The 23,338-nt window shown below is 59.6% G+C and carries 18 protein-coding genes and 4 tRNA genes; 14 read left to right on the top strand and 8 right to left on the bottom strand.

The annotated features are described in order from the left end of the window. Nucleotides 1-91: 91 nt before the first annotated feature. From preA to hydA, 3 genes are all read right to left on the bottom strand, one after another. Complete coding sequence (gene preA, locus K1X80_RS17575; protein ID WP_186625817.1) at nt 92-1,366, bottom strand: NAD-dependent dihydropyrimidine dehydrogenase subunit PreA; 1,275 nt, start codon at nt 1,364-1,366, stop codon at nt 92-94. Then, nucleotides 1,367-2,734, bottom strand: a complete 1,368-nt coding sequence (locus tag K1X80_RS17570; protein ID WP_120734445.1) for an NAD(P)-dependent oxidoreductase — start codon at nt 2,732-2,734, stop codon at nt 1,367-1,369. Between the two features lie 145 nt (nt 2,735-2,879). Further along, nucleotides 2,880-4,319: a dihydropyrimidinase gene (hydA, locus tag K1X80_RS17565; RefSeq protein ID WP_057441486.1), complete on the bottom strand. Its 1,440-nt coding sequence runs from the start codon at nt 4,317-4,319 to the stop codon at nt 2,880-2,882. 600 nt (nt 4,320-4,919) lie between these two features. Here hydA and K1X80_RS17560 point away from each other — a divergent pair. Both K1X80_RS17560 and K1X80_RS17555 read left to right on the top strand, forming a co-directional pair. Next, entirely contained in the window at nt 4,920-6,407 is a 1,488-nt protein-coding gene (locus tag K1X80_RS17560; protein ID WP_169990354.1) for an NCS1 family nucleobase:cation symporter-1, read from the top strand. Between the two features lie 127 nt (nt 6,408-6,534). Continuing rightward, entirely contained in the window at nt 6,535-7,815 is a 1,281-nt protein-coding gene (locus K1X80_RS17555; protein ID WP_186625814.1) for a Zn-dependent hydrolase, read from the top strand. Nucleotides 7,816-7,854: 39 nt separating this feature from the next. Here K1X80_RS17555 and K1X80_RS17550 read toward each other — a convergent pair whose 3' ends face one another. After that, on the bottom strand, nt 7,855-8,016 hold the full coding sequence (locus K1X80_RS17550) for a hypothetical protein (protein ID WP_164844848.1): 162 nt from the start codon (nt 8,014-8,016) through the stop codon (nt 7,855-7,857). 212 nt (nt 8,017-8,228) lie between these two features. Between K1X80_RS17550 and K1X80_RS17545 the strand changes: the two genes are divergently transcribed. Then, nucleotides 8,229-8,915, top strand: coding sequence for a peptidase C39 family protein (locus K1X80_RS17545; protein WP_057960079.1), 687 nt, complete (start codon nt 8,229-8,231; stop codon nt 8,913-8,915). A gap of 48 nt (nt 8,916-8,963) precedes the next feature. Here the strand turns inward: K1X80_RS17545 and pbpG are convergent, their stop codons facing one another. The 3 genes from pbpG to folD form a co-directional block, all read right to left on the bottom strand. After that, nucleotides 8,964-9,887, bottom strand: a complete 924-nt coding sequence (pbpG, locus tag K1X80_RS17540; RefSeq protein WP_057441495.1) for a D-alanyl-D-alanine endopeptidase — start codon at nt 9,885-9,887, stop codon at nt 8,964-8,966. A gap of 246 nt (nt 9,888-10,133) precedes the next feature. Continuing rightward, entirely contained in the window at nt 10,134-10,454 is a 321-nt protein-coding gene (locus tag K1X80_RS17535) for a hypothetical protein (protein WP_128593476.1), read from the bottom strand. A gap of 28 nt (nt 10,455-10,482) precedes the next feature. Beyond that, nucleotides 10,483-11,337 (bottom strand): bifunctional methylenetetrahydrofolate dehydrogenase/methenyltetrahydrofolate cyclohydrolase FolD, encoded by an 855-nt coding sequence (folD, locus tag K1X80_RS17530; RefSeq protein WP_057445013.1) that lies wholly within the window; start codon nt 11,335-11,337, stop codon nt 10,483-10,485. A 280-nt stretch (nt 11,338-11,617) separates the two neighbouring features. Here folD and K1X80_RS17525 point away from each other — a divergent pair. From K1X80_RS17525 to K1X80_RS17480, 10 genes are all read left to right on the top strand, one after another. Further along, nucleotides 11,618-11,694: transfer RNA gene (locus K1X80_RS17525), tRNA-Arg, on the top strand. A 32-nt stretch (nt 11,695-11,726) separates the two neighbouring features. Further along, nucleotides 11,727-11,802 (top strand) — tRNA-His (locus tag K1X80_RS17520). Nucleotides 11,803-11,860: 58 nt separating this feature from the next. Then, nucleotides 11,861-11,945, top strand: a tRNA-Leu gene (locus tag K1X80_RS17515). Between the two features lie 77 nt (nt 11,946-12,022). After that, nucleotides 12,023-12,098 (top strand) — tRNA-His (locus K1X80_RS17510). 402 nt (nt 12,099-12,500) lie between these two features. After that, nucleotides 12,501-13,811 carry a trigger factor gene (tig, locus tag K1X80_RS17505; protein ID WP_057441496.1) on the top strand — a complete coding sequence of 437 codons (1,311 nt, stop codon included), beginning with the start codon at nt 12,501-12,503 and terminating at the stop codon, nt 13,809-13,811. Nucleotides 13,812-13,903: 92 nt separating this feature from the next. Then, nucleotides 13,904-14,539: an ATP-dependent Clp endopeptidase proteolytic subunit ClpP gene (gene clpP, locus K1X80_RS17500; protein ID WP_029298421.1), complete on the top strand. Its 636-nt coding sequence runs from the start codon at nt 13,904-13,906 to the stop codon at nt 14,537-14,539. A 112-nt stretch (nt 14,540-14,651) separates the two neighbouring features. Next, nucleotides 14,652-15,935, top strand: coding sequence for an ATP-dependent Clp protease ATP-binding subunit ClpX (clpX, locus tag K1X80_RS17495; protein ID WP_029298419.1), 1,284 nt, complete (start codon nt 14,652-14,654; stop codon nt 15,933-15,935). Nucleotides 15,936-16,095: 160 nt separating this feature from the next. After that, entirely contained in the window at nt 16,096-18,492 is a 2,397-nt protein-coding gene (gene lon / locus K1X80_RS17490) for an endopeptidase La (protein WP_057441499.1), read from the top strand. 146 nt (nt 18,493-18,638) lie between these two features. Then, on the top strand, nt 18,639-18,911 hold the full coding sequence (locus K1X80_RS17485) for an HU family DNA-binding protein (protein ID WP_003174819.1): 273 nt from the start codon (nt 18,639-18,641) through the stop codon (nt 18,909-18,911). A gap of 229 nt (nt 18,912-19,140) precedes the next feature. Continuing rightward, complete coding sequence (locus K1X80_RS17480) at nt 19,141-21,012, top strand: SurA N-terminal domain-containing protein (RefSeq protein ID WP_057960062.1); 1,872 nt, start codon at nt 19,141-19,143, stop codon at nt 21,010-21,012. Between the two features lie 63 nt (nt 21,013-21,075). Here the strand turns inward: K1X80_RS17480 and K1X80_RS17475 are convergent, their stop codons facing one another. Further along, entirely contained in the window at nt 21,076-22,251 is a 1,176-nt protein-coding gene (locus tag K1X80_RS17475; protein WP_057960061.1) for an MFS transporter, read from the bottom strand. A gap of 126 nt (nt 22,252-22,377) precedes the next feature. On the opposite strand from K1X80_RS17475, the gene K1X80_RS17470 reads away from it, so the two are divergent. Beyond that, the gene (locus K1X80_RS17470) at nt 22,378-23,322 is read left to right on the top strand and encodes a LysR family transcriptional regulator (RefSeq protein ID WP_220172376.1); all 945 of its coding nucleotides are present in this window, start codon (nt 22,378-22,380) and stop codon (nt 23,320-23,322) included. The last annotated feature ends 16 nt before the right edge of the window (nt 23,323-23,338 follow it).

Here is a 23,338-nt window from a genome sequence, read left to right as displayed (position 1 = left end):
CCTCATCGCAGGCAAGCCAGCTCCCACATTGGATTGGATTTACACCATTGAAATGTGGAAGCTGGCTTGCCTGCGATAGCGATTTAAACGGTTACACCGCCTCCCGACAGGGGTTCCTCGGATCCTGGGTCCAGTTGAGAAACGGCTTGCCAGTGTCCATCGGCACCATCTCGATGCAATCCGCCACCGGGCAGGTGATCTGGCACAGGTTGCAGCCCACGCATTCGTCGTCGATCACTTGGTACACGTGGGTGCCATCGGCCTGCTTGAGGCTGGCAATCGCCTGGTGCGAGGTGTCTTCACAGGCAATATGGCAACGCCCGCAGCCGATGCACGCGGCCTGGTCAATCTTCGCGATGACCTGGTAGTTGATGTCCAGGTACTTCCAGTCCGTGGTGTTGCCCACCGCGCGCCCGGAAAAATCCTGCAGGCTGCTGTAGCCCTGGCTGTCCATCCACCGCGACAAGCCATCCTTCATCTCGTCGACAATCCGAAAACCATGCAGCATCGCCGCCGTGCACACCTGCACTGCACCGCAGCCCAGGGCCACGAATTCTGCGGCATCGCGCCAGTTGCCGATGCCGCCGATCCCACAGATCGGTAGGCCCTGGGTCTGGGGATCACGGGCAATTTCGGCGACCATGTTCAAGGCAATCGGCTTGACCGCCGAGCCGCAGTAGCCGCCGTGGGTGCTTTGGGTACCGACGATCGGCAGGGCGACCATGCGTTCCAGGTCGACGCTGGTGATGGAGTTGATGGTATTGATCAGCGACACCGCATCGGCGCCCCCGCGATACGCGGCACGGGCGGCCACGCGAATATCGGTGATGTTGGGCGTGAGCTTGACGATCACCGGCAGCGAACAGTAGGTCTTGCACCAGCGTGTCACCTGTTCCACGTACTCTGGCACCTGGCCCACGGCCGCGCCCATGCCCCGTTCCGGCATGCCGTGGGGGCAGCCGAAGTTCAGTTCGATGCCATCGCAACCGGTGGCTTCTACCAGGGGCAGAATGTTTTTCCATGACTCTTCGACGCACGGCACCATCAACGACACAATCAGTGCGCGGTCCGGCCAGTCCTTTTTCACCTGGGTGATTTCCCGCAGGTTGATCTCCAGGGAGCGGTCGGTAATCAGCTCGATATTGTTGATACCCAGCACTTCGCGGTTGGCGCCAAAGTGCGCCGAATAACGGGACGAGACGTTGACCGCCGCCGGGTCCTCACCCAGGGTTTTCCAGACCACGCCACCCCAGCCGGCCTCAAAGGCGCGGACCACGTTGTAGGCTTTGTCGGTGGGTGGCGCGGAGGCCAGCCAGAACGGGTTAGGGGCTTTGATACCGGCGAAGACAATCGAGAGATCGGCCATTTACGCAGCCTCCACGTTGAGCATGAGTTGAGCGTGCATGGCCTCGGCGGCCAGCTTGCCGTGTTGCACGGCCTGGACGGTGAGGTCTTGCCCGAGGCTGACGCAATCGCCGCCGGCATACACGCCGGGGATGCTGGTTTGCAGCTGCGCATCGACAAAGATCCGTTCACCCTGGCGTTGCAGTTGCTGGGCCAGGGGATCGTGCAAGGCCTGCTCGTCGAAGCCTTGGCCGATGGCCTTGAAGATCGCATCGGCCGCCAGCTCGAAGGTTTCGCCGGTGGTGTGCAGCCGGCCGTTTTCCAGGCGCGTGCGGGCAAAGCGCATACCGCGTACCTGGCCGTGGTCGTCCAGCAGCACGGTGTCGGGTTGGGCCCAGGTCAGCAGGCGGACCTGGTTGGCCTTGGCGATCTCCTGTTCATGGTCGGTGGCGCCCATGTCGGCAAGGCCACGGCGATATACCAGGTTGACGTCCCGCGCGCCCAGGCGAGCCATTTGTACGGCCATGTCGATGGCGGTATTGCCGGCACCGAGCACGATGCAGCGGTCGGCCAGGGGCAGTTGGCTGAGGTCGTCGGCCTGGCGCAGCTCACGGATGTAGTCGGTGGCGGCGAGCAGGCCGGGGGCGTCTTCGTGGGGCAGGCCCAGGTGTTTGCTGGCGGCCAGGCCCAGGCCGAGGAATACCGCGTCGAATTGCTGGTGCAGGTCGCTTAGGCTCAGGTTGTCGCCCAGGCGCTGGCCGTGGCGGATTTCGATGCCGCCGATCTGCAAGAGGAAATCCAGCTCCTGCTGGGCGAAGTCATCCACCAGTTTGTACTTGGCGATCCCGTATTCATTGAGGCCGCCGGCTTTTTCCCGGGCTTCGAAAATCACCACGTCATGCCCATGCAAGGCACTGCGATGGGCGCAAGACAGCCCCGCAGGCCCGGCACCGACCACTGCGATGCGCTTGCCGGTAGGGGCGGCGCGCTGGAACGGGTGTTGCTCAAAGTGCGCGTTGTCGATGGCATAGCGTTGCAACAGGCCGATCAGCACCGGGGCGCATTCGTCGCTGTGGTTGCGCACACAGGCCTGCTGGCAGAGGATTTCTGTCGGGCAGACCCGGGCGCAACTGCCGCCGAGGATATTGGCCGAGAGAATCTTCTGCGCCGCGCCCTGGACGTTGTCGGTGTGGATATTGCGAATGAACGAGGGGATGTCGATCTCGCTGGGGCACGCGTTGACGCACGGCGCGTCGTAGCAATACAGGCAGCGCGAGGCTTCCAGGTGGGCCTGGCGGGCATTGAGGGGCGGTGCCAGGTCGGTGAAATGGCTGGCGAGGGTCGCCCCATCTTCGTTGGGGTGGGGGAGGTGGTTCAGGGTCTGGATCACGGTAAGGGCCTCACGGTTTTTTTGCCTCTGGCGGGCATTGGTTTTTTGTTGTTTGCACTGGCCTCATCGCGGGCAAGCCTGCTCCCACATTTGATCGGGTTCACCTATCAACGGGTGGTAGCTGGCTTGCCTGCGAGTGGCGATTTCAGCGGTTTATCGCGACTGGCCTGGAATGCTCGGCCCGCTTGCGCAGCTGCTCGAACACCGCCGGATACGCTGGCCGTTCGACATAGCGCCCGGCACCACGCTCGGCGCGCAGGTCGCCATCGACCCACACCAGCTTGCCCTGGCTGATGGTGTGGCTGGGTACGCCACGTACGGTCTTGCCTTCGAAGATATTGAAGTCCACCCGCTGGTGGTGGGTCTTGGCCGAGATGGTCCGTGTGCCCTGGGGATCCCACAGCACCAGGTCGGCATCGGCACCGACGCGGATCGCCCCCTTGCGTGGGTAGAGGTTGAAGATTTTTGCGGTGTTGGTGGAGGTCAATGCGACAAACTCCTGCATCGACAGGCGCCCGCTGTTGACGCCTTCGTCCCACAGCAACGCCATGCGGTCTTCGATGCCGGCGGTGCCGTTGGGGATCTTGCTGAAGTCGTCACGCCCGGCGGCCTTTTGGTCGGCGCAGAAGCAGCAGTGGTCGGTCGCGGTGGTGTGCAGGTTGCCCGATTGCAGGCCGCGCCACAGTGCGTCTTGATGCCCGCGGGGGCGGAAGGGCGGGCTCATCACGTAGCCCGCTGCGGTTTGCCAGTCGGGATGCTGGTACACGCTGTCGTCCAGCAGCAGGTGCCCGGCCAGGACCTCGCCGTAGACCGCCTGGCCCTTGGCGCGGGCGTAGGTGATTTCGTCGAGGGCTTCCTGGGTCGAAACATGCACCAGGTACAGCGGCGTGCCGATGGTTTCGGCAATCCGGATCGCCCGGCTGGCCGCTTCGCCTTCCACTTGTGAAGGGCGCGACAGCGGATGGGCTTCGGGCCCGGTGATGCCCTGGGCCATCAGCTTGCGTTGCAGGTGATACACCAGCTCGCCGTTCTCTGCATGCACGGTGGGCACCGCGCCCAGTTCCAGGCAGCGTTCGAAGCTGGCGACCAGGGTGTCGTCGGCGGCCATGATCGCGTTCTTGTAGGCCATGAAGTGCTTGAAGCTGTTGATGCCGTGGTGGCTTACCAGCTCGGCCATTTCCTCGCGCACCTGTTCGCTCCACCAGGTAATCGCGACATGAAACCCGTAGTCGGCCGCCGACTTCTCGGCCCAGCCGCGCCACTGATGGAAGGCCTCCAGCAACGACTGCTGCGGGTTGGGAATCACGAAGTCGATGATCGACGTGGTCCCGCCCGCCAGGCCTGCTGCCGTACCGCTGAAGAAGTCCTCGCTGGCCACGGTGCCCATGAAGGGCAGTTGCATGTGGGTATGGGGGTCGATACCGCCGGGCATCAGGTATTGGCCGCTGCCATCGAGTATCTCGGTGCCGGCGGGCACCTCCAGATCAGTGCCAATAGCGCGGATTAGACCGTCTGCGCACAAGACATCGGCTGGATAACTTTCATCATGGGTAACAACGGTGGCGCCGCGGATCAACAGAGACATGCCGAGTTCCTCAGGGGCTTGACCGGCTTATGCCAGTTCTAAGTGTTGTAGTTCTGCTCACCGTACAGAATCTATTCTTGTCATCGGTGACAGGAATAGAAACTAGCCCGAGTTTTTCGAATGATCAAGATTATTTTTTATAAGTATATATCTGTAATAACTTATTGATTTATAAGGGTAAAAACTGAAAATCACCAAAATGTAGCGACCTCTCACCATTTTGACGCACTTGACAGGTTCCCAATATGAGCAACATTTCCTATTGCAAATCAGACGCTTGAGAGTTGCCTCTTGACGGCAGGCAGTAATAAAAATAATTGTGTTGCACCAGATTGAGTCCTGATTGTTCGGACAACTTCTGCGTTATTTGGCCTGAGTAACGTTGAAAGTGCCGTGGGACTTTTCGGTAAACAAAATAAAGCTGATAAACATCAGCCAGTTATATAAGCGGTACGGATGCGGTGACGGTGTGCGGCACGGTAATTGAGTGCGCTGCCGGTTGGCCGGGTCCGTGATGTCATGTTGTCCATGCGGGACTGCGGCCATCCAGCGTTGAACGCCGGATGAGCAACAATAATTCAAAAAAACCGTGGAGCGGCCATGCAACAGAACAGATCGCAAGTCATAGAACGCGACGGCCTGTATGAACTCGACGCCGGCAGCGACGTCCTCGACAGCCCCCGTTACAACCACGACATGGCACCGACCAAGGTGCACGAACGAACCTGGAACAAGTGGCACATCACCGCGCTGTGGGTCGGCATGTCGATCTGTGTGCCGACCTACACCCTGGGCGGGGTGCTCACCGCGTACTTCGGCTTGTCGGTGGGCGAGGCGCTGGTGGCGATCCTGCTGGCCAATATCGTGGTGCTGGTGCCCCTGACGCTGAATGCCTTTCCGGGCACCAAGTACGGCATTCCGTTCCCGGTGTTGCTGCGTTCATCCTTCGGCATCCTTGGTTCCAATGTGCCGTGTCTGATCCGGGCGCTGGTGGCCTGCGGCTGGTTCGGTATCCAGACGATGTTCGGCGGGCTGGCGATCCACTTGTTCCTCGGCTCGATCTTCGAGGGCTGGAAGAGCCTGGGCGGCACCGGTGAGGTGATCGGCTTCATGATCTTCTGGGTGCTGAACCTGTGGGTGGTGCTGCGCGGTGCCGAGTCGATCAAATGGCTGGAAACCCTGTCGGCACCGCTGCTGGTGGCCGTGGGTATCGGCCTGCTGGTGTGGGCATTGCCCAATGTGTCGTTCAGCGAATTGATGGCGATCCCGCCCAAGCGGCCCGAAGGGGCGAGCCTGACGGGGTACTTTATGGCCGGGCTGACCGCGATGGTCGGGTTCTGGGCCACCTTGTCCCTGAACATTCCTGACTTCAGCCGTTATGCCAAAAGCCAGAAGGACCAGATACTGGGGCAGATTTTCGGCCTGCCGCTGACCATGTTCCTGTTCGCCGCCCTGGGCGTGATCATGACCGCCGCCTCGGTGAAACTGGTGGGGGTCAGCGTCTCCGACCCGGTGACCCTGATCGGGCACATCCAGAGCCCGGTGTGGGTCGCGGTGGCGATGGCGCTGATCATCATTGCCACGCTGTCGACCAACACGGCGGCCAATATTGTCTCGCCCACCAACGACTTCCAGAACATCGCGCCCAAGCTGATCAACCGCACCACCGCCGTGATACTCACCGGCCTGGTGGGGCTGGCGTTGATGGCCCACGAACTGCTGAAAAAGCTCGGCCTGATCGTGTCCGATGTCAGCCTGGAAACCGTGTATTCCAATTGGTTGCTGGGTTATTCGAGCCTGTTGGGGCCGATTGCCGGGATCATGGTGGTGGACTATTTCCTGATCCGTCGCCAGCAACTGGACCTGGCGGGGCTGTACCGCGATGACGTGTACCCGGCCTGGAACGTGGCGGGTTTTATCGCTTTCGGTGTGCCGGTGGTGCTGACCTTGCTGTCGTTGGGCAGCGATGCCTTCAGCTGGTTCTACAGCTACGGCTGGTTTACCGGATCGGCATTGGGCGGGGTGTTGTATTACGGGCTGTGCAGCAAGCGCAAAACCAGTCCTATCGCCGCTAAATTTCCGTCGTAAATGCGGTCAATGTGGGCGCTGGCTTGCCTGCGATAGCGGTGGTAACTGACCCGCCGCCATCCCAGGCAAGCCAGCCCCCATGGATATCGCGCCGACTCAAACAACAATATTGCCTGAGGAGAACCCCATGAACGCTGCCATCGACGTTCTGCAATCCACCCATCAGCACATCAACCGCGACCGCCTGTGGCAGTCGTTGATGGACCTCGCCAAGCTTGGCGCTACCCCCAAAGGCGGTGTGTGTCGCCTGGCCCTGACCGACCTCGATCGTCAGGCCCGGGATCTGTTTGTGCAGTGGTGCGAGGCGGCGGGGTGCACTGTGACCGTCGATGGGGTGGGCAATATCTTTGCTCGTCGTCCGGGGCGCAACCCGGCGCTGGCGCCGGTGATGACCGGCAGCCATATCGACACCCAACCCACTGGCGGCAAGTTCGATGGTTGCTTCGGTGTACTGGCGGGTGTGGAGGTGTTGCGCACGCTCAATGACCTGAAGATCGAAACCGAGGCGCCGCTGGAGGTGGTGGTGTGGACCAACGAAGAAGGCTCGCGCTTCCCACCGTGCATGATGGGCTCCGGGGTGTTCGCCGAGAAATTCACCCTGGCAGACACCCTGGCCAAGACCGACGCCGAGGGCGTCACGGTGGGCGATGCACTGAATGCGATTGGCTATGCAGGCACCCGGCCGGTCAGCGGGCATAAGGTGGGGGCCTATTTCGAAGCCCATATCGAACAGGGGCCGATCCTGGAAGACGAACGCAAAACCATCGGCGTGGTGCTGGGGGCGCTTGGCCAGAAATGGTTCGACCTGACCCTGCGCGGCGTTGAGGCCCATGCCGGGCCGACGCCGATGCACTTGCGCAAGGATGCTCTGGTCGGCGCTTCGGCAGTGGTGGCTGCGGTCAATGCCGCAGCCCTCGGCCATCAGCCCCATGCCTGTGGCACCGTGGGTTGCCTGCAAGCCTACCCGGGCTCGCGCAATGTGATCCCCGGCGAAGTGCGCATGACCCTCGACTTCCGCCACCTGGAACCGGCGCGCCTGGACTCGATGATTGCCCAGGTGCGCCAGGTGATCGACGACACCTGCGCCAAGCACGGCCTGACCTTCGAAATGGTGCCCACCGCCGATTTTCCACCGCTGTATTTCGATAAGGGCTGTGTCGATGCAGTGCGTGAGGCGGCCAATGGCCTGGGGTTGTCGAATATGGATATCGTCAGTGGCGCCGGGCACGACGCGATCTTCGTCGCTGAACTGGGGCCGGCGGGGATGATATTTGTGCCGTGTGAAGGCGGGATCAGCCATAACGAGATCGAAAATGCGGCACCGGATGACCTGGCGGCGGGGTGCGCGGTATTACTGCGGGCGATGCTGGCGGCGTCAGTTGCGGTCGCTCGCAAACAGCTGGCCTAGATCTGTAGGGGCCGGCTGCCTGCCGGCTCCTGGCTGGGCTCAGGCGTGATGCGCGACCGGCTTGTGGCTCTTGGCGTGTGCAGCGGGTTTGGGTTGTGGGTGATGGTGCCGGCGGGTCACGCGCAACACCCCCCACAACATGGCGCCGGCGACGGCTAGCCAGCCAAGCACCAGCATGAAAATCGTGGTTGTCAGGCTCATAAGTGCCTCCTTTTGCCCTGTGCAGGGCACTCACTGTCTTTGCAATGGACAGTCTAGCTGCCTCCCGGTTGCGTGCTATTGACCAATGGTCGTGTACATCCAACTTGTTTGCTCTATGCCGGGCTTTTTACTGTGGCCCAAGGCTATACCCGCGTCCCCGGGCGCCCTATGATCAACGCCCCAGCCCGCTGATGATCAAGAGAGTGAAGAAGTTGCGTTTACGGTCGAACCTCAAAACATCCTTGTTGGTGGCTGCCTGCGTCCTCGGCTTGGCCGCGTGTGCGGGGCATCCCACTCCCTCGAACATCCGCGGTTTGCCCGAGCGCGTAGAGCTCAACGGGGTGCCGGCGTTTCGCGGTGACACCTATCAGGGTGGTCCGGCCGCTTTGGCTAGCATGCTGTCGCAACAAGGCATTGTGATTACACCGGGGTTGCTGGATAAGCCATTGCACTTGCCGGGCGGGGAAGCCGACCTTGAGCGCAATATGCAGGTACTGGCGCGTGAGTACGGGATGCTGGTGTATCCGCTGGACCCCAAGCTGACCGCGCTGTTGGCGCAGGTGGCGGCGGGGTACCCGGTGATGGTGCGGATTACCGAGGGCTCGACGCTATGGGCCGAGCCGCGTTATGCGGTGCTGGTGGGGTTTAATCAGCAAAACAGTACGGTGGTGTTGCGAGTTGCCAGGGACCGGAGACGCCCAGTGGCGTTCAGCGACTTCGAGTCCGCCTGGAAAAGCGCCGGCCAGTGGGCGGTGCTGGTCCAGCGGCCAAGCCAGTTGCCGGCCAACCTGGATGCGGGTAGGTGGCAGCAGGCCGCCAACGCCACGGCCCAGGCCGGCCAGGAACAGGCGGCCGCCCAGGCACTCAAGGTGATGGCCGAAAGGCCGAAGCAGCCATAATGCAAATGGCGCCCGAGGGCGCCGTTTTTTGTGCCTGTCAACCGTGCCTCAGTGGGACTGGGCGACCCCGGTCTGGCGGGCCTTGAGGTTCTTGTCGGCCTTGTATTGCAGGGCCACGTCCGGCACCGAGCCGCTCTTGCCGGTTTCGATCCACTTGCGGATGCGGCTGGCATCGGCAAAGTGTGTGAACTTGCCGAAGGCATCGAGGATCACCAGCGACACCGGGCGGTTGCCCATGCTGGTCACCAGCACCAGGCAGTGGCCGGCCTGGTTGGTGAAGCCGGTCTTGGTCAGCTTGATATCCCAGTTGGCACGGTTGACCAGGTGATCGGTGTTGGAAAAGCCCAGGGTGTAGTTGGGCTTGCGGAACGACACGGTTTTTTCCTTGGTGGTGCTCAATTGCGTGAGCATCGGGTACTTGCGCGCGGCCTGCACCAGCTTGCTCAAGTCGCGGGCGGTAGACACGTTATGGATCGACAGACCGGTCGGCTCGACATAGCGCGTGCTGTTCATGCCCAAGGCCTTGGCCTTGGCGTTCATCGCGGCAATAAACGCGGCATAGCCGCCCGGATAGTGATGGGCCAGGCTGGCGGCGGCGCGGTTTTCCGAGGACATCAGGGTAATCAGCAACATCTCCTTGCGCGGCATCTCGCTGTTGAGCTTGACCCGCGAGAACACCCCTTTCATTTCCGGGGTGTCGCTGATGTTGATGGAGATGTACTCGTCCATATTCTGCTTGGCGTCCAGCACCACCATGCCGGTCATCAATTTGGTGACGGAAGCAATCGGCACCACTACGTCGGGGTTGCTGGCGTAGATCACCTTGTTGGTTTGCAGGTCCACCAACATCGCGCTGCCCGAAGCGATGTGCAGTTGCGAGGTGTCCCGTGGGGCCAGGGTGGTTTCGCTGGCGTTGGCGACAGTGCCTGCGAATGCGAAGAACAGGCTGACAAGAGAAAGACGAATATTCACGCGGATGAACTCGCTAAAAGGTAGAAAAATACCGGGTGTGACCGGCTATATGAAAAATGACGTTACATATTATTAGTATGGATCAGAAACTGATAGAGAGCCTTTAAATAAAGGCTGTAAGCCGATGATTGGTTAGGGTTGTAGCGCAAAGCGCATTGGCGCGCAGATATGGCAAAAACGCTTCTGTCAGCCCTGGGCATGTAGGACTGATACAAAAGCCTCAGGGCCTTTGAGAGGGGCTTTTTGTCAGCGGTGCGTCGAGTAGGAGTCGTTGAAATCAGGGACGAAGATGAACGGTAAAACGATTCGTTGGGCCACCCATTTATTACTGTGCGTAGGGGTACTACGTTGTTGATCGGTGAAGTCGCAGATGCCACTGACCATCATAGGGTTATGGGGTTTGGGGATTGCACTGCTGATTGGCGTTGCTTTTAAGTGCGCAGGCATCACTTTCAGAAAGCCGCGGCGCACTGTTCTGTCGAGCGGGAATAAAAAAATCCGCTGCCAGACAGCTGGCAGCGGATTTTTCAGGAGGCCCGGCGTGACCTGTGAACAGCCTTGGGTCAAGACGGGGCTCTTTTGGCGCTGCAGGTGATCAGCTGTGCAGGGTTTCGGCCGCGTACAGCGTGTTTTCCAGCAGGCAGGCACGGGTCATCGGGCCAACACCACCCGGCACCGGGGTAATCCAGCCAGCACGGGGCAGGGCGGTTTCATACACCACGTCGCCCACCAGCTTGCCGTCGTCCTGACGGTTGATGCCCACGTCGATCACGATGGCGCCTTCCTTGATCCACTCACCCTTGACCAGGCCCGGCTTGCCGGCGGCGACTACCACCAGGTCGGCACGGCCGACATGGCCCGCCAGATCCTTGGTGAAGCGGTGGGTCACGGTCACGGTGCAGCCGGCCAGCAGCAGTTCCATGGCCATTGGGCGACCAACAATGTTGGACGCGCCGACGATCACGGCGTCCAGGCCGTACAGGTCGACGCCGGTGCTTTCCAGCAGGGTCATGATGCCCTTCGGCGTGCAGGGGCGCAGCAGTGGAATACGCTGGGCCAGGCGACCGACGTTATAGGGGTGGAAACCGTCGACGTCTTTGTCGGGGCGGATGCGCTCCAGCAACAGGGAAGCATCCAGATGCTCCGGCAGCGGCAATTGCAGCAGGATGCCGTCGATATTCGGATCGTCGTTGAGGCCGTCGATCAGGTCGGTGAGGGCCTGCTGGGTGGTGTCGGAAGGCAAGTCGTAGGCCTTGGAAATAAAGCCGACCTCTTCACAGTCTTTACGCTTGTGCGAGACATAAACCTGGGAGGCAGGATCGCTGCCGACCAGGATCACCGCGAGCCCCGGCGTGCGCAGGCCAAGCTGGCGACGCTCGGCGACACGTTTGGCGATCTGCTGGCGCAGGCTGGCGGCGATTGATTTGCCGTCGATAAGTTGTGCAGTCATTACGCGTGATTAACCATCGAGAGGGGGAGGAAAAGTGCGCGCATTCTCGCACGCCAGGACGTGAGGGCAAAGGCGCTTGGTCTGCAAATTCCCCTAACCCCTTAAATAAAATGAATTTTTTTCAAAAAAGATTTGACGGCCCCTGGGGGCGTCTATACTATTCGTCGCACTTGTCGGGCACAGCCTAGCACTGGTTAAGAAGGTCGAGCGCAATAGCTGTTTGATTGTGTGAGGCTGGAAGCATTTAGTTTGTAGTCCTCCAAGAGTACAGATTAATCAGGCGCCCGTAGCTCAGCTGGATAGAGCATCCGCCTTCTAAGCGGATGGTCGCAGGTTCGAGTCCTGCCGGGTGCGCCATTAGGCAGCTTTGGCACAAGTAGCGCAAGATGGTGGGCGTAGCTCAGTTGGTAGAGCACGGGATTGTGACTCCCGTTGTCGAGGGTTCGATCCCCTTCGTCCACCCCATATTTCAAAAGGCGCCAGATTTAACGGTCTGGCGCCTTTGTTTTAAAAGTTTCAAGCCGCGGATGTGGTGGAATTGGTAGACACACTGGATTTAGGTTCCAGCGCCGCGAGGCGTAAGAGTTCGAGTCTCTTCATCCGCACCAAATACAGCGTCACCCTTGCCATGGGCTAGGTTGGGGCTTAACAGAGAAGGCAATTGGCTTCTTTGTCACGCAATATGGTGGGCGTAGCTCAGTTGGTAGAGCACGGGATTGTGACTCCCGTTGTCGAGGGTTCGATCCCCTTCGTCCACCCCATATTCCGAAAGGCGCCAGATTTAACAGTCTGGCGCCTTTTTTGTTTTAGCGGTTTGCGTATTCGGCGGCTGCAGGTACTGGGTCGCAGGGGTGGGGCGCTTCGTCGTATTTTTGTTTCTCGATGATGCCGAACTACCCGCCGGCCTTGCGTGCAAGGTCGGCTGTCAGGGAGATGGTCGCTGGCTGCTTCTATATATAGAAGGGTTGGCACAGAGCCCTGGCGTGATTGGCTGTATTTGTCACTGGGGCGAGGAGCATTCGTGCATTCGTACCTGTAAATTGCCTGCTGTTTTTTTACCCGTTTTCAGTAGGGTGACTTCTTGAGTTTGACCCACTAGAATGCATGCCCTTGATTCTTGGGTCGGAAACGGCCGGCTAACGTCTGTGCAACGAGGAATATCCATGCAAGTTTCTGTTGAAAATACTACTGCTCTCGAGCGCCGCATGAGCATCACCGTGCCGGCAGAGCGCATCGAGACCGCGGTCAACAAGCGTCTGCAGCAGACTGCCCAGAAGGCCAAGATCGCTGGTTTCCGTCCAGGCAAAGTGCCGATGAGCGAAATCAAGCGCCGTTTTGGTGCTGATGCACGTCAAGATGCTGTCGGTGACGTGATCCAGGCTTCCTTCTACGAAGCTGTTGTCGAGCAAAAGCTGAACCCGGCTGGCTCGCCTTCCATCGAGCCTAAGTCCCTGGAAGCTGGCAAGGACCTGGAATACGTTGCTGTATTCGAAGTGTTCCCGGAGTTCACCGTTGCTGGCTTCGAAGGTATCGAAATCGAGCGCCTGAGCGCCGAAGTGGCCGATGCCGACCTGGACAACATGCTGGAAATCCTGCGCAAGCAGAACACCCGCTTTGAAGTGGCCGATCGCGCTGCCCAGAACGAAGACCAGTTGAACATCGACTTCGTGGGCAAGGTTGACGGCGAAGTGTTCGCTGGCGGCTCGGCCAAGGGCACTCAGTTGGTACTGGGCTCCAACCGCATGATCCCGGGTTTCGAAGACGGTCTGGTTGGCGCTAAAGCCGGCGAAGAGCGCGTTCTGAACCTGACTTTCCCTGCTGACTACCAGAACCTGGACCTGGCTGGCAAAGCCGCCGAGTTCACTGTGACCGTCAACAGTGTTTCCGAGCCTAAGCTGCCAGAACTGAACGAAGAGTTCTTCGCCCAGTTCGGTATCAAGGAAACCGGTATCGAAGGTTTCCGCGCCGAAGTTCGCAAGAACATGGAGCGTGAGCTGCGCCAGGCCATCAAGTCCAAGGTCAAGAACCAGGTTATGGACGGTCTGCTGGCCTCCAACCCGATCGAAGTGCCTAAGGCCCTGCTGTCCAACGAAGTGGATCGCCTGCGCGTACAAGCTGTTCAGCAGTTTGGTGGCAACATCAAGCCTGACCAACTGCCGGCCGAGCTGTTCGAAGAGCAAGCCAAGCGCCGCGTTGTGCTGGGTCTGATCGTGGCTGAAGTGGTCAAGCAGTTCGACCTCAAGCCTGACGAAGACCGCGTTCGCGAAATGATCCAGGAAATGGCTTCGGCCTACCAGGAGCCTGAGCAGGTCGTGGCTTGGTACTACAAGAATGACCAGCAGCTGAACGAAGTCCGTTCGGTTGTGCTGGAAGAACAAGTTGTGGATACTGTTCTGCAGAAGGCTAAGGTGACCGACAAAGCGGTCTCTTACGAAGAAGCAGTCAAGCCGGCAGAAGCAGCACAAGCCGACTGATTGTCCAACTCGTTTGAAAATACACCCATAAGCCAGCCTCGCGCTGGCTTATGCGTATTCAAGACATGACTATTTGGGAGTAACTGCAGAGCATGTTCCGTAATTCGTATATTCAGCAGAACTCTGATATCCAGGCCGCAGGCGGCCTGGTCCCGATGGTTGTCGAGCAATCTGCTCGTGGCGAACGCGCCTACGACATCTATTCGCGCCTGCTCAAGGAGCGAGTGATCTTTCTGGTTGGTCCGGTAGAGGACTACATGGCCAACCTGATCTGTGCGCAACTGCTGTTCCTTGAAGCGGAAAACCCGGACAAGGACATCCATCTTTACATCAACTCCCCAGGCGGTTCGGTGACAGCCGGCATGTCGATCTACGACACCATGCAGTTCATCAAGCCGAACGTGTCCACCACTTGCATTGGCCAGGCCTGCAGCATGGGTGCATTCCTGCTGACAGCCGGTGCTGAAGGCAAGCGTTTCTGCCTGCCTAACTCGCGTGTGATGATTCACCAGCCACTGGGCGGTTTCCAGGGCCAGGCGTCGGACATCGAAATCCACGCCAAGGAAATCCTGTTTATCCGTGAGCGCCTCAACACGCTGATGGCCAAGCACAGCGGGCACACCCTGGAAGAAATCGAGCGCGACACTAACCGCGACAACTTCATGAGTGCCGAAGCCGCACGTGAATACGGGCTGATCGACGCCGTGATCGACAAGCGCCCCGCTTAATATAAGCAGCTCAAAATAGGCCTGGTCGGCATGTCCGACCACCGGCGGGCTTGAAAAAGCCCGCATAAGCCTTCATCTTGTGTTGCAAGCCTATCGGATTTGGATCGAACGAATGACTGACACCCGCAACGGCGAGGACAACGGCAAGCTGCTCTATTGCTCCTTCTGTGGCAAAAGCCAGCATGAAGTGCGCAAATTGATTGCCGGCCCCTCGGTCTTTATCTGCGACGAGTGCGTCGACCTGTGCAATGACATCATCCGTGAGGAGGTGCAGGAGGCACAGGCCGAGAGCAGCGCGCATAAATTGCCTTCGCCTAAAGAAATCAGCGGCATCCTTGATCAGTACGTGATTGGTCAAGAGCGTGCAAAGAAGGTTCTGGCCGTAGCGGTGTACAACCACTACAAGCGCTTGAACCAGCGTGACAAGAAAGGTGATGAGGTCGAACTCGGCAAGAGCAACATCCTGCTGATCGGTCCTACAGGCTCGGGTAAAACCCTGCTTGCAGAAACCCTCGCTCGCCTGCTGAACGTTCCCTTCACCATCGCCGACGCTACCACCCTCACCGAGGCGGGTTACGTGGGTGAAGATGTCGAGAACATCATTCAGAAACTGCTGCAGAAGTGCGATTACGACGTAGAGAAGGCCCAGATGGGTATTGTCTATATCGATGAAATCGACAAGATTTCGCGCAAGTCTGACAACCCGTCGATCACCCGGGATGTTTCCGGTGAAGGCGTGCAGCAAGCCCTGCTGAAGCTGATTGAAGGCACGGTCGCTTCCGTACCGCCCCAAGGCGGCCGCAAGCACCCGCAGCAGGAATTCCTGCAGGTTGATACGCGTAACATCCTGTTTATCTGTGGCGGTGCGTTCTCCGGCCTGGAAAAGGTTATTCAAAACCGTTCCACCCGTGGCGGCATCGGTTTCAGTGCAGAAGTGCGCAGCAAGGAAGAAGGCAAGAAGGTGGGCGAGTCCCTGCGTGAAGTCGAGCCTGACGATCTGGTCAAGTTCGGTCTGATCCCGGAGTTCGTTGGCCGTCTGCCGGTCCTGGCGACGTTGGACGAGCTGGATGAGGCTGCTCTGATTCAGATCCTCACCGAGCCGAAAAACGCCCTGACCAAGCAATACGCCAAGCTGTTCGAAATGGAAGGTGTAGACCTCGAGTTCCGTGCCGACGCGCTTAAATCGGTGGCCAAGCGGGCACTGGAGCGCAAGACCGGTGCACGCGGTTTGCGTTCGATTCTCGAAGGCGTATTGCTCGACACCATGTACGAAATCCCCTCGCAGTCCGAGGTGAGTAAAGTGGTGATCGACGAAAGCGTTATAGAAGGTAAGTCCAAGCCACTGTATATCTACGAAAACAGTGAGCCGGCTGCCAAGGCTGCGCCAGACGCGTAAGCGTTTCGCAGTTTCGGTACAAACAAGGGGCCTCTAGGGGCCCCTTTGTTTTGCATAGGAATTTTTACTGTGTGTAACTGCCAGCATTGAGCTTGTTTTTTTTACACGCAGCCCCCATCTTGGTTTCAAGCTTACTTTCATCTGTCATAGAGGCGAAATCATGAAGACAACCATTGAATTGCCTCTCCTGCCATTGCGTGATGTGGTTGTGTATCCGCACATGGTTATCCCGCTGTTCGTGGGGCGCGAGAAGTCTATCGAAGCCCTCGAGGCCGCGATGACGGGCGACAAGCAGATCCTGCTGTTGGCCCAGAGAAATCCGGCTGACGACGATCCAGGCGAAGACGCCCTGTATCGCGTCGGCACTATTGCTACCGTTCTGCAATTGCTCAAGCTGCCAGATGGCACCGTCAAGGTGCTGGTCGAGGGCGAGCAGCGCGGTGCGGTCGAGCGCTTCATGGAGGTGGATGGCCACCTGCGTGCAGAAGTGGCGTTGATCGACGAAGTCGATGCGCCTGAGCGTGAATCCGAAGTTTTTGTACGCAGCCTGCTGTCCCAGTTCGAGCAATACGTGCAACTGGGCAAAAAAGTCCCGGCTGAGGTCCTGTCCTCCCTCAACAGCATTGATGAGCCAAGCCGCCTGGTCGACACCATGGCCGCGCACATGGCGCTGAAGATCGAGCAGAAGCAGGACATCCTCGAAATCATCGACCTGTCGACCCGGGTCGAGCACGTCTTGGCCCTGCTGGATGCCGAGATCGACCTGCTGCAGGTTGAGAAACGCATTCGCGGTCGCGTGAAGAAACAGATGGAGCGCAGCCAGCGCGAGTACTACCTGAATGAGCAGATGAAGGCCATTCAGAAAGAGCTCGGCGACGGCGAAGAAGGCCACAACGAGATCGAAGAGCTGAAAAAGCGCATCGACGCCGCTGGCTTGCCTAAAGACGCGCTGACCAAAGCCACCGCCGAGTTGAACAAACTCAAGCAAATGTCGCCGATGTCCGCCGAAGCCACCGTGGTTCGTTCCTACATCGACTGGCTGGTGCAGGTGCCGTGGAAGGCCCAGACCAAGGTACGCCTGGACCTGGCGCGTGCCGAAGATATCCTCGACGCCGACCACTATGGCCTCGAAGAGGTCAAGGAACGCATCCTCGAATACCTCGCCGTGCAAAAGCGTGTGAAGAAGATTCGTGGCCCGGTATTGTGCCTGGTCGGTCCTCCTGGCGTGGGTAAAACCTCCCTGGCCGAGTCGATCGCCAATGCCACCAACCGCAAATTCGTGCGCATGGCCCTCGGTGGTGTGCGTGATGAAGCGGAAATTCGCGGTCATCGCCGGACTTACATCGGTTCGATGCCGGGAAGATTGATTCAAAAGATGACAAAGGTTGGCGTACGCAACCCTCTGTTCCTGCTCGATGAAATCGACAAAATGGGCAGCGACATGCGGGGCGATCCGGCATCGGCCTTGCTCGAAGTGCTCGACCCCGAGCAGAACCACAATTTCAACGACCATTACCTGGAAGTCGACTACGACCTGTCCGACGTAATGTTCCTGTGCACCTCCAACTCCATGAACATCCCGCCGGCGTTGCTGGACCGGATGGAAGTGATTCGTCTGCCGGGTTACACCGAAGACGAGAAGATCAATATCGCCGTCAAATACCTCGCGCCCAAGCAGATTTCGGCCAATGGCCTGAAGAAGGGCGAGATCGAATTCGACGTCGAGTCGATCCGCGACATCATTCGTTACTACACCCGCGAGGCCGGTGTACGGGGCCTTGAGCGCCAGTTGGCGAAGATCTGCCGTAAGGCGGTCAAGGAACACGCCCTGGAAAAACGCTTCTCTGTGAAGGTCACCGCCGATGCTCTGGAACACTTCCTGGGCGTGCGTAAATTCCGCTACGGCCTGGCCGAGCAGCAGGATCAGGTAGGGCAGGTGACTGGCCTGGCGTGGACCCAGGTGGGCGGCGAATTGCTGACCATCGAAGCGGCGGTTATCCCTGGCAAAGGTCAATTGATCAAGACCGGTTCCCTGGGTGACGTGATGGTCGAATCCATCACTGCTGCGCAGACCGTGGTGCGCAGCCGCGCACGCAGCCTGGGGATCCCCCTGGACTTCCACGAGAAGCACGACACCCACATCCACATGCCGGAAGGGGCTACCCCCAAAGACGGCCCCAGCGCTGGCGTAGGCATGTGCACGGCCCTGGTATCGGCCCTGACCGGCATTCCGGTGCGCGCCGATGTCGCCATGACCGGGGAAATCACCCTGCGCGGCCAGGTATTGGCCATTGGTGGCCTGAAGGAAAAGTTGCTGGCGGCCCACCGTGGTGGCATCAAGACGGTGATCATTCCGGAAGAGAATGTTCGCGACTTGAAGGAAATTCCTGACAACATTAAGCAGGATCTGCAGATTAAACCGGTTAAATGGATTGACGAGGTCCTGCAAATTGCGCTGCAATACGCGCCGGAGCCCTTGCCAGATGTGGCTCCGGAGATAGTCGCGAAGGACGAAAAACGCGAGACTGACTCTAAGGAAAGAATTAGCACGCATTAATACGTTTAAGCCTGGTGGCTTCCTTGACAGCTTTTTAGAGCCCTTGTTATAAAGCGGCTCTTAAGTGTCTGTAGGCCATTCAGCACTGGTTTTTGCTTTCACCAAAAAACTTAGAATCATACTCAATAGATATAAGGGGACTTAGAGTGAACAAGTCGGAACTGATTGATGCTATCGCCGCATCTGCTGATATCCCGAAAGCCGCTGCTGGCCGTGCGCTGGACGCAGTAATCGAATCCGTCACTGGCGCTCTCAAGGCCGGCGACTCCGTGGTACTGGTAGGTTTCGGTACTTTTTCTGTGACCGATCGCCCAGCTCGCACTGGCCGTAACCCACAGACTGGCAAAGCACTGCAAATCGCTGCTGCCAAGAAACCAGGTTTCAAAGCCGGTAAAGCCCTGAAAGAAGCCGTTAACTAAGCTTCGTTCAAGCCTTTGCCTATCCGGGCTGGACGCTGGTCTGGCCTGGCAGCGGAGCGGCAACTGACCCGAGTATCCATCGGGTCGCTACGCCGGGGGGCGGGTTCAATACCCGTCCGTTCCGCCAGTTACGAGAAGGCGCATCCTCGGATGCGCCTTTCTTCTATCCGGATTCTACCCACGCTCCACGGTTGCCTAATTTTGAAGTTCAACCGTTTCTGGGGGACGCATGCTGCAGAATATCAGGGACAATTCACAAGGCTGGATTGCCAAGACCATTATCGGCCTCATCGTTGTATTGATGGCTTTCACCGGTATCGAGGCCATTTTCCAGGCCACGACCAACAGCCAGGACGCGGCCAAGGTCAACGGTGAAGAAATCAGTCAAAACGAGCTGAGCCAGGCCGTCGACATGCAACGTCGGCAGCTGATGCAACAACTGGGCAAGGACTTCGACGCGTCCTTGCTGGATGAAAAAATGCTGCGCGAAGCGGCCCTCAAGGGCCTGATCGAGCGCAAGCTGCTGCTGCAAGGCGCGGCGGATTCGAAGTTCTCCTTCTCGGAAGCTGCACTGGACCAAGTGATCCTGCAGACCCCGGAGTTCCAGGAAGACGGCAAGTTCAGCGCTGAGCGCTTTGACCAGGTGATCCGTCAACTGGGCTACAGCCGTATGCAATTCCGCCAGATGCTGACCCAGGAAATGCTGATCGGCCAACTGCGTGCAGGCATTGCCGGCAGCGGTTTTGTCACCGATCAGGAAGTCCTGAACTTTGCGCGCCTGGAAAAACAGACCCGTGATTTCGCCACCGTCAGCGTCAAGGCCGACCCGGCCGCAGTGAAACTCACTGACGACGAGGTCAAGGCTTACTACGACCAGCACGCCAAGGAGTTCCTGACCCCGGACCAGGTCGTCATCGACTACCTGGAGCTGAAGAAGGCTTCGTTCTTCGACCAGGTAACGGTCAACGACGATGAGCTGCAGGCCCTGTACGAGAAAGAAACCGCCAACCTCGCTGAACAGCGTCGTGCCGCGCACATTCTGATCGAAGTCAACGACAAGGTGACCGAGGCCCAGGCCAAGGCCAAGATCGACGAAGTCCAGGCACGCCTGGCCAAGGGCGAAAGCTTCGAGGCCCTGGCCAAGGAGTTCTCCCAGGATCCGGGCTCGGCCAACAACGGCGGCGACCTGGGTTTTGCAGGCCCTGGCGTCTACGATCCTGAGTTCGAAAGCGCCCTGTACGGCTTGAACCAGGACCAGGTCTCGGCACCGGTACGTTCCAGCTTCGGCTGGCACCTGATCAAGCTGCTGGGTGTTGAAGCGCCAGAAGTGCCATCGTTCGCCAGCCTGAAAGACAAGCTGACCCGCGAGCTGAAGACCCAGCAAGTGGAGCAGCGCTTCGTCGAGGCGACCAAGCAACTGGAAGACGCGGCATTCGAAGCCTCCGACCTGGCCCAGCCAGCTTCGGACCTGAAACTGACCGTGCACACCTCGGCGCCGTTTGGCCGTGAAGGTGGCGAAGGCATCACGGCCAACCGTGCCGTGATCCAGGCAGCTTTCAGCCCTGAAGTGCTGGATGAGGGTGCCAACAGCACCGCCATCGAACTGGATCCGGAAACCATCGTAGTCCTGCGCGCCAAGGAGCACCGCAAGCCGGAGCAACTGCCGCTGGAAAGCGTGGCGACCGCCATCCGTGCCCAGATGACCAAGGAGCGTGCAAGCGCTGCGGCGAAGGCTCACGCTGACGAGCTGATCGCCAACCTGCGCGATGGCAAGCTGGCGTTGGACAAGCCGGTTGATGGTCAGGCCTGGAAAGTCACTGAAGCGGCCACCCGTGGCCAGGAAGGCGTTGAGCCTGCCGTACTGCAGGCACTGTTCCGCATGGCCAAGCCTGTTGCTAAAGACAAGCCGACCTTTGCTGACGTGACCCTGCGTGATGGCAGCTTGATGATCGTGCGCTTGAACAGCGTCACCGAAGGGGCTGCGCCAACCGAAGAGGAGAAGGAGCAGTATCGTCGCTTCCTCGCTTCGCGCGTCGGCCAGCAAGACTTCGCTGCGTTCCGCAAGGAACTGGAAGCCAAGGCTGACATCAAGCGCTTCTGATGCTGTGATAGCGTCTCCAAAAAAGACCCCGGCCTGAAACCGGGGTCTTTTTTTGCCTGTTTGTCAGGTGCGGCGAGGCTGTAGGGTGGTGATCAATGCCAGCGTAGCCAAGGCGGCAACGACCCAGGGAAACCACATGACGCCCCATCCCTGAAGCAGTATGCCGCCCAGCAGCCCACCGCTGGCAATCCCCAGGTTCCACACCGTCACCAGCATCGACTGGGCTGCATCCGCCGAGTCACCGGCCGATTTGGCCAGCGCGGTTTGCAGCAAGGCGGGCAAGCCGCCAAATGCCAGGCCCCAGATGGCGACTGACAGGTAGACGACCTCGGTAGAGGCGATCCACAGCCCCAGGGCCAATGCCGCAGCGGCAAACAGCGTGCAACTGATCACCAGCAAGACCTGCAGCAGGCGGTCAATCAACAGGCCGACGATCCAGATTCCCATCAGCGCGGCCAGGCCAAATACCAGCAACACCCGGTCGATGTCGGCGCTAAGCCCTGCGGGCACCAGGAACGGCGCGATATAGGTGTACAGAATGTTGTGCGCCAGCACGTAGGTAAAGGTCACCCACAGCACCGGACGCACCCCCGGCAAACGCAGGACCTGGCGCAAGCCCAGGCGCTGTTGCGCACGTTGCCCGGCAAAGTCCGGCACCTGCCAGCGCACCCACGCCAGTAGCAGCACCGTCAGCCCGGTCATGATCGCAAAGCTCAAGCGCCAACCCACTGCAGTGCCCAGAAACGTTCCGGCAGGTACTCCAAGGGATAACGCCAGGGGCGCGCCCAGCATTGCCACGGCAATCGCCCGGCCCTGTAGGTGCGGCGCCACCATGCGGCTGGCATATCCTGCCAGCAGTGCCCAGAGCAAACCCGCGAACACCCCGGCCAACAGCCGTGCGACCAGGGTCAGCCAATACACGCTTGATAGTGCCGTGACACTGTTGACCAGCGCGAAGCCACCAATGGCTAGCATCAGCAAGGGGCGGCGGCGCCAGCCACGGGTGGCGATGGTCAGGGGGATGGCGGCCAGCAACGAGCCGAGGGCATACAGCGTGACGAGCTGGCCGACCAGCGCCTCGCTCACCCCGAGGCCGGCGCTCATCTGGGGCAGCAGACCTGCGGGCATCGCCTCGGTGAGGATGGTGATGAAGCCGGCGGTGGCCAGCGCCAGCAAGCCCGCCATGGGCAGGCGTTCGCGCTGGCTGGGCAGGCATTGCGGTGTACTGCAGTCATTCATGTGGCTCGGCTCCGTATTCAAGGCATCAGGACATCGGGGCAGAGTAGGGGGCTGAACCACTTGGAAAAATGGGCTAAGGTTCCGAACTTATCGGACTTTTATGTCCGTAATTTGCAGGAAGTGACAATGGACAGTCTGGGCAGTATGTCGGTGTTTGTGCAGGTCGCGGAGACCCGCAGCTTTACCCAGGCCGGTCGGCTGCTGGGGGTCTCGTCCTCGGCTGTGGGCAAAAGCATTGCGCGCATGGAGCAGCGTCTGGGGGTGCGGCTGTTCCATCGCAGTACCCGCAGTATCACGCTGACGGCCGAGGGCGCGCTGTTTCTCGAGCGTTCACGGCGGATCCTGGCCGAGGTTGAAGCGGCCGAGCAGGAGTTGACTGAAGCAGCGACCACCCCCCGTGGCAAATTGCGCATCAGCTTGCCCCAGGTCAGGGGGCTGTTGATGCCAGTGCTGACCGAATTTATGCGGGCCTATCCAGAGATTGAGCTGGACGTGGATTTTTCCGACCGCATGGTGGATGTGATCGAGGAAGGCTTCGACGCTGTGGTGCGCACCGGCAGGCCCGAGGACTCGCGGCTGTCGGCGCGGCTGCTGGGGCACTATCGGTTGGTGCTGGTGGGAGCGCCGCAGTATTTCGCCCTACACGGCGTACCGGCCTGTCCTACGGACCTCAACCATCATGCCTGCCTGCGTCACAAGTTTTGCGCCACCGGCAAGCTGGAGAGCTGGCCCCTGCGCCATTTACCCGGCGAACCCGAGCCGGTGCTGCGTGCACCGTTGGTCAGCACTACCATCGAGTCGCTAAAGCCCGTAGTGCACGAAGGCCTGGGGATTGCCTGCCTGCCGGACTTCATGGTCCGCGAATCCGTCGAGCAGGGCCGCCTGCAGCGGGTGCTGGACGATTACCTGGAGCACAGTGGCAGCTTCTGGATGCTCTGGCCATCGAGCCGACAGGCCTCGGCCAAACTGCGGGTGTTTATCGATCATATGAGCGCCAGGCTTTTTCCTGCACCGCGCGTCGAGCCGGCCAGTGACGTTTTACCGACAGGAATCCGCGCGCGCACCCGGTGATCTGTTGCACAATACC

Source organism: Pseudomonas sp. So3.2b (assembly GCF_019464415.1).
Classification (GTDB): domain Bacteria; phylum Pseudomonadota; class Gammaproteobacteria; order Pseudomonadales; family Pseudomonadaceae; genus Aquipseudomonas; species Aquipseudomonas shahriarae.
Note: the sequence above shows the minus strand (reverse complement) of the source record. Positions and strands in the feature narration are given on the sequence as shown.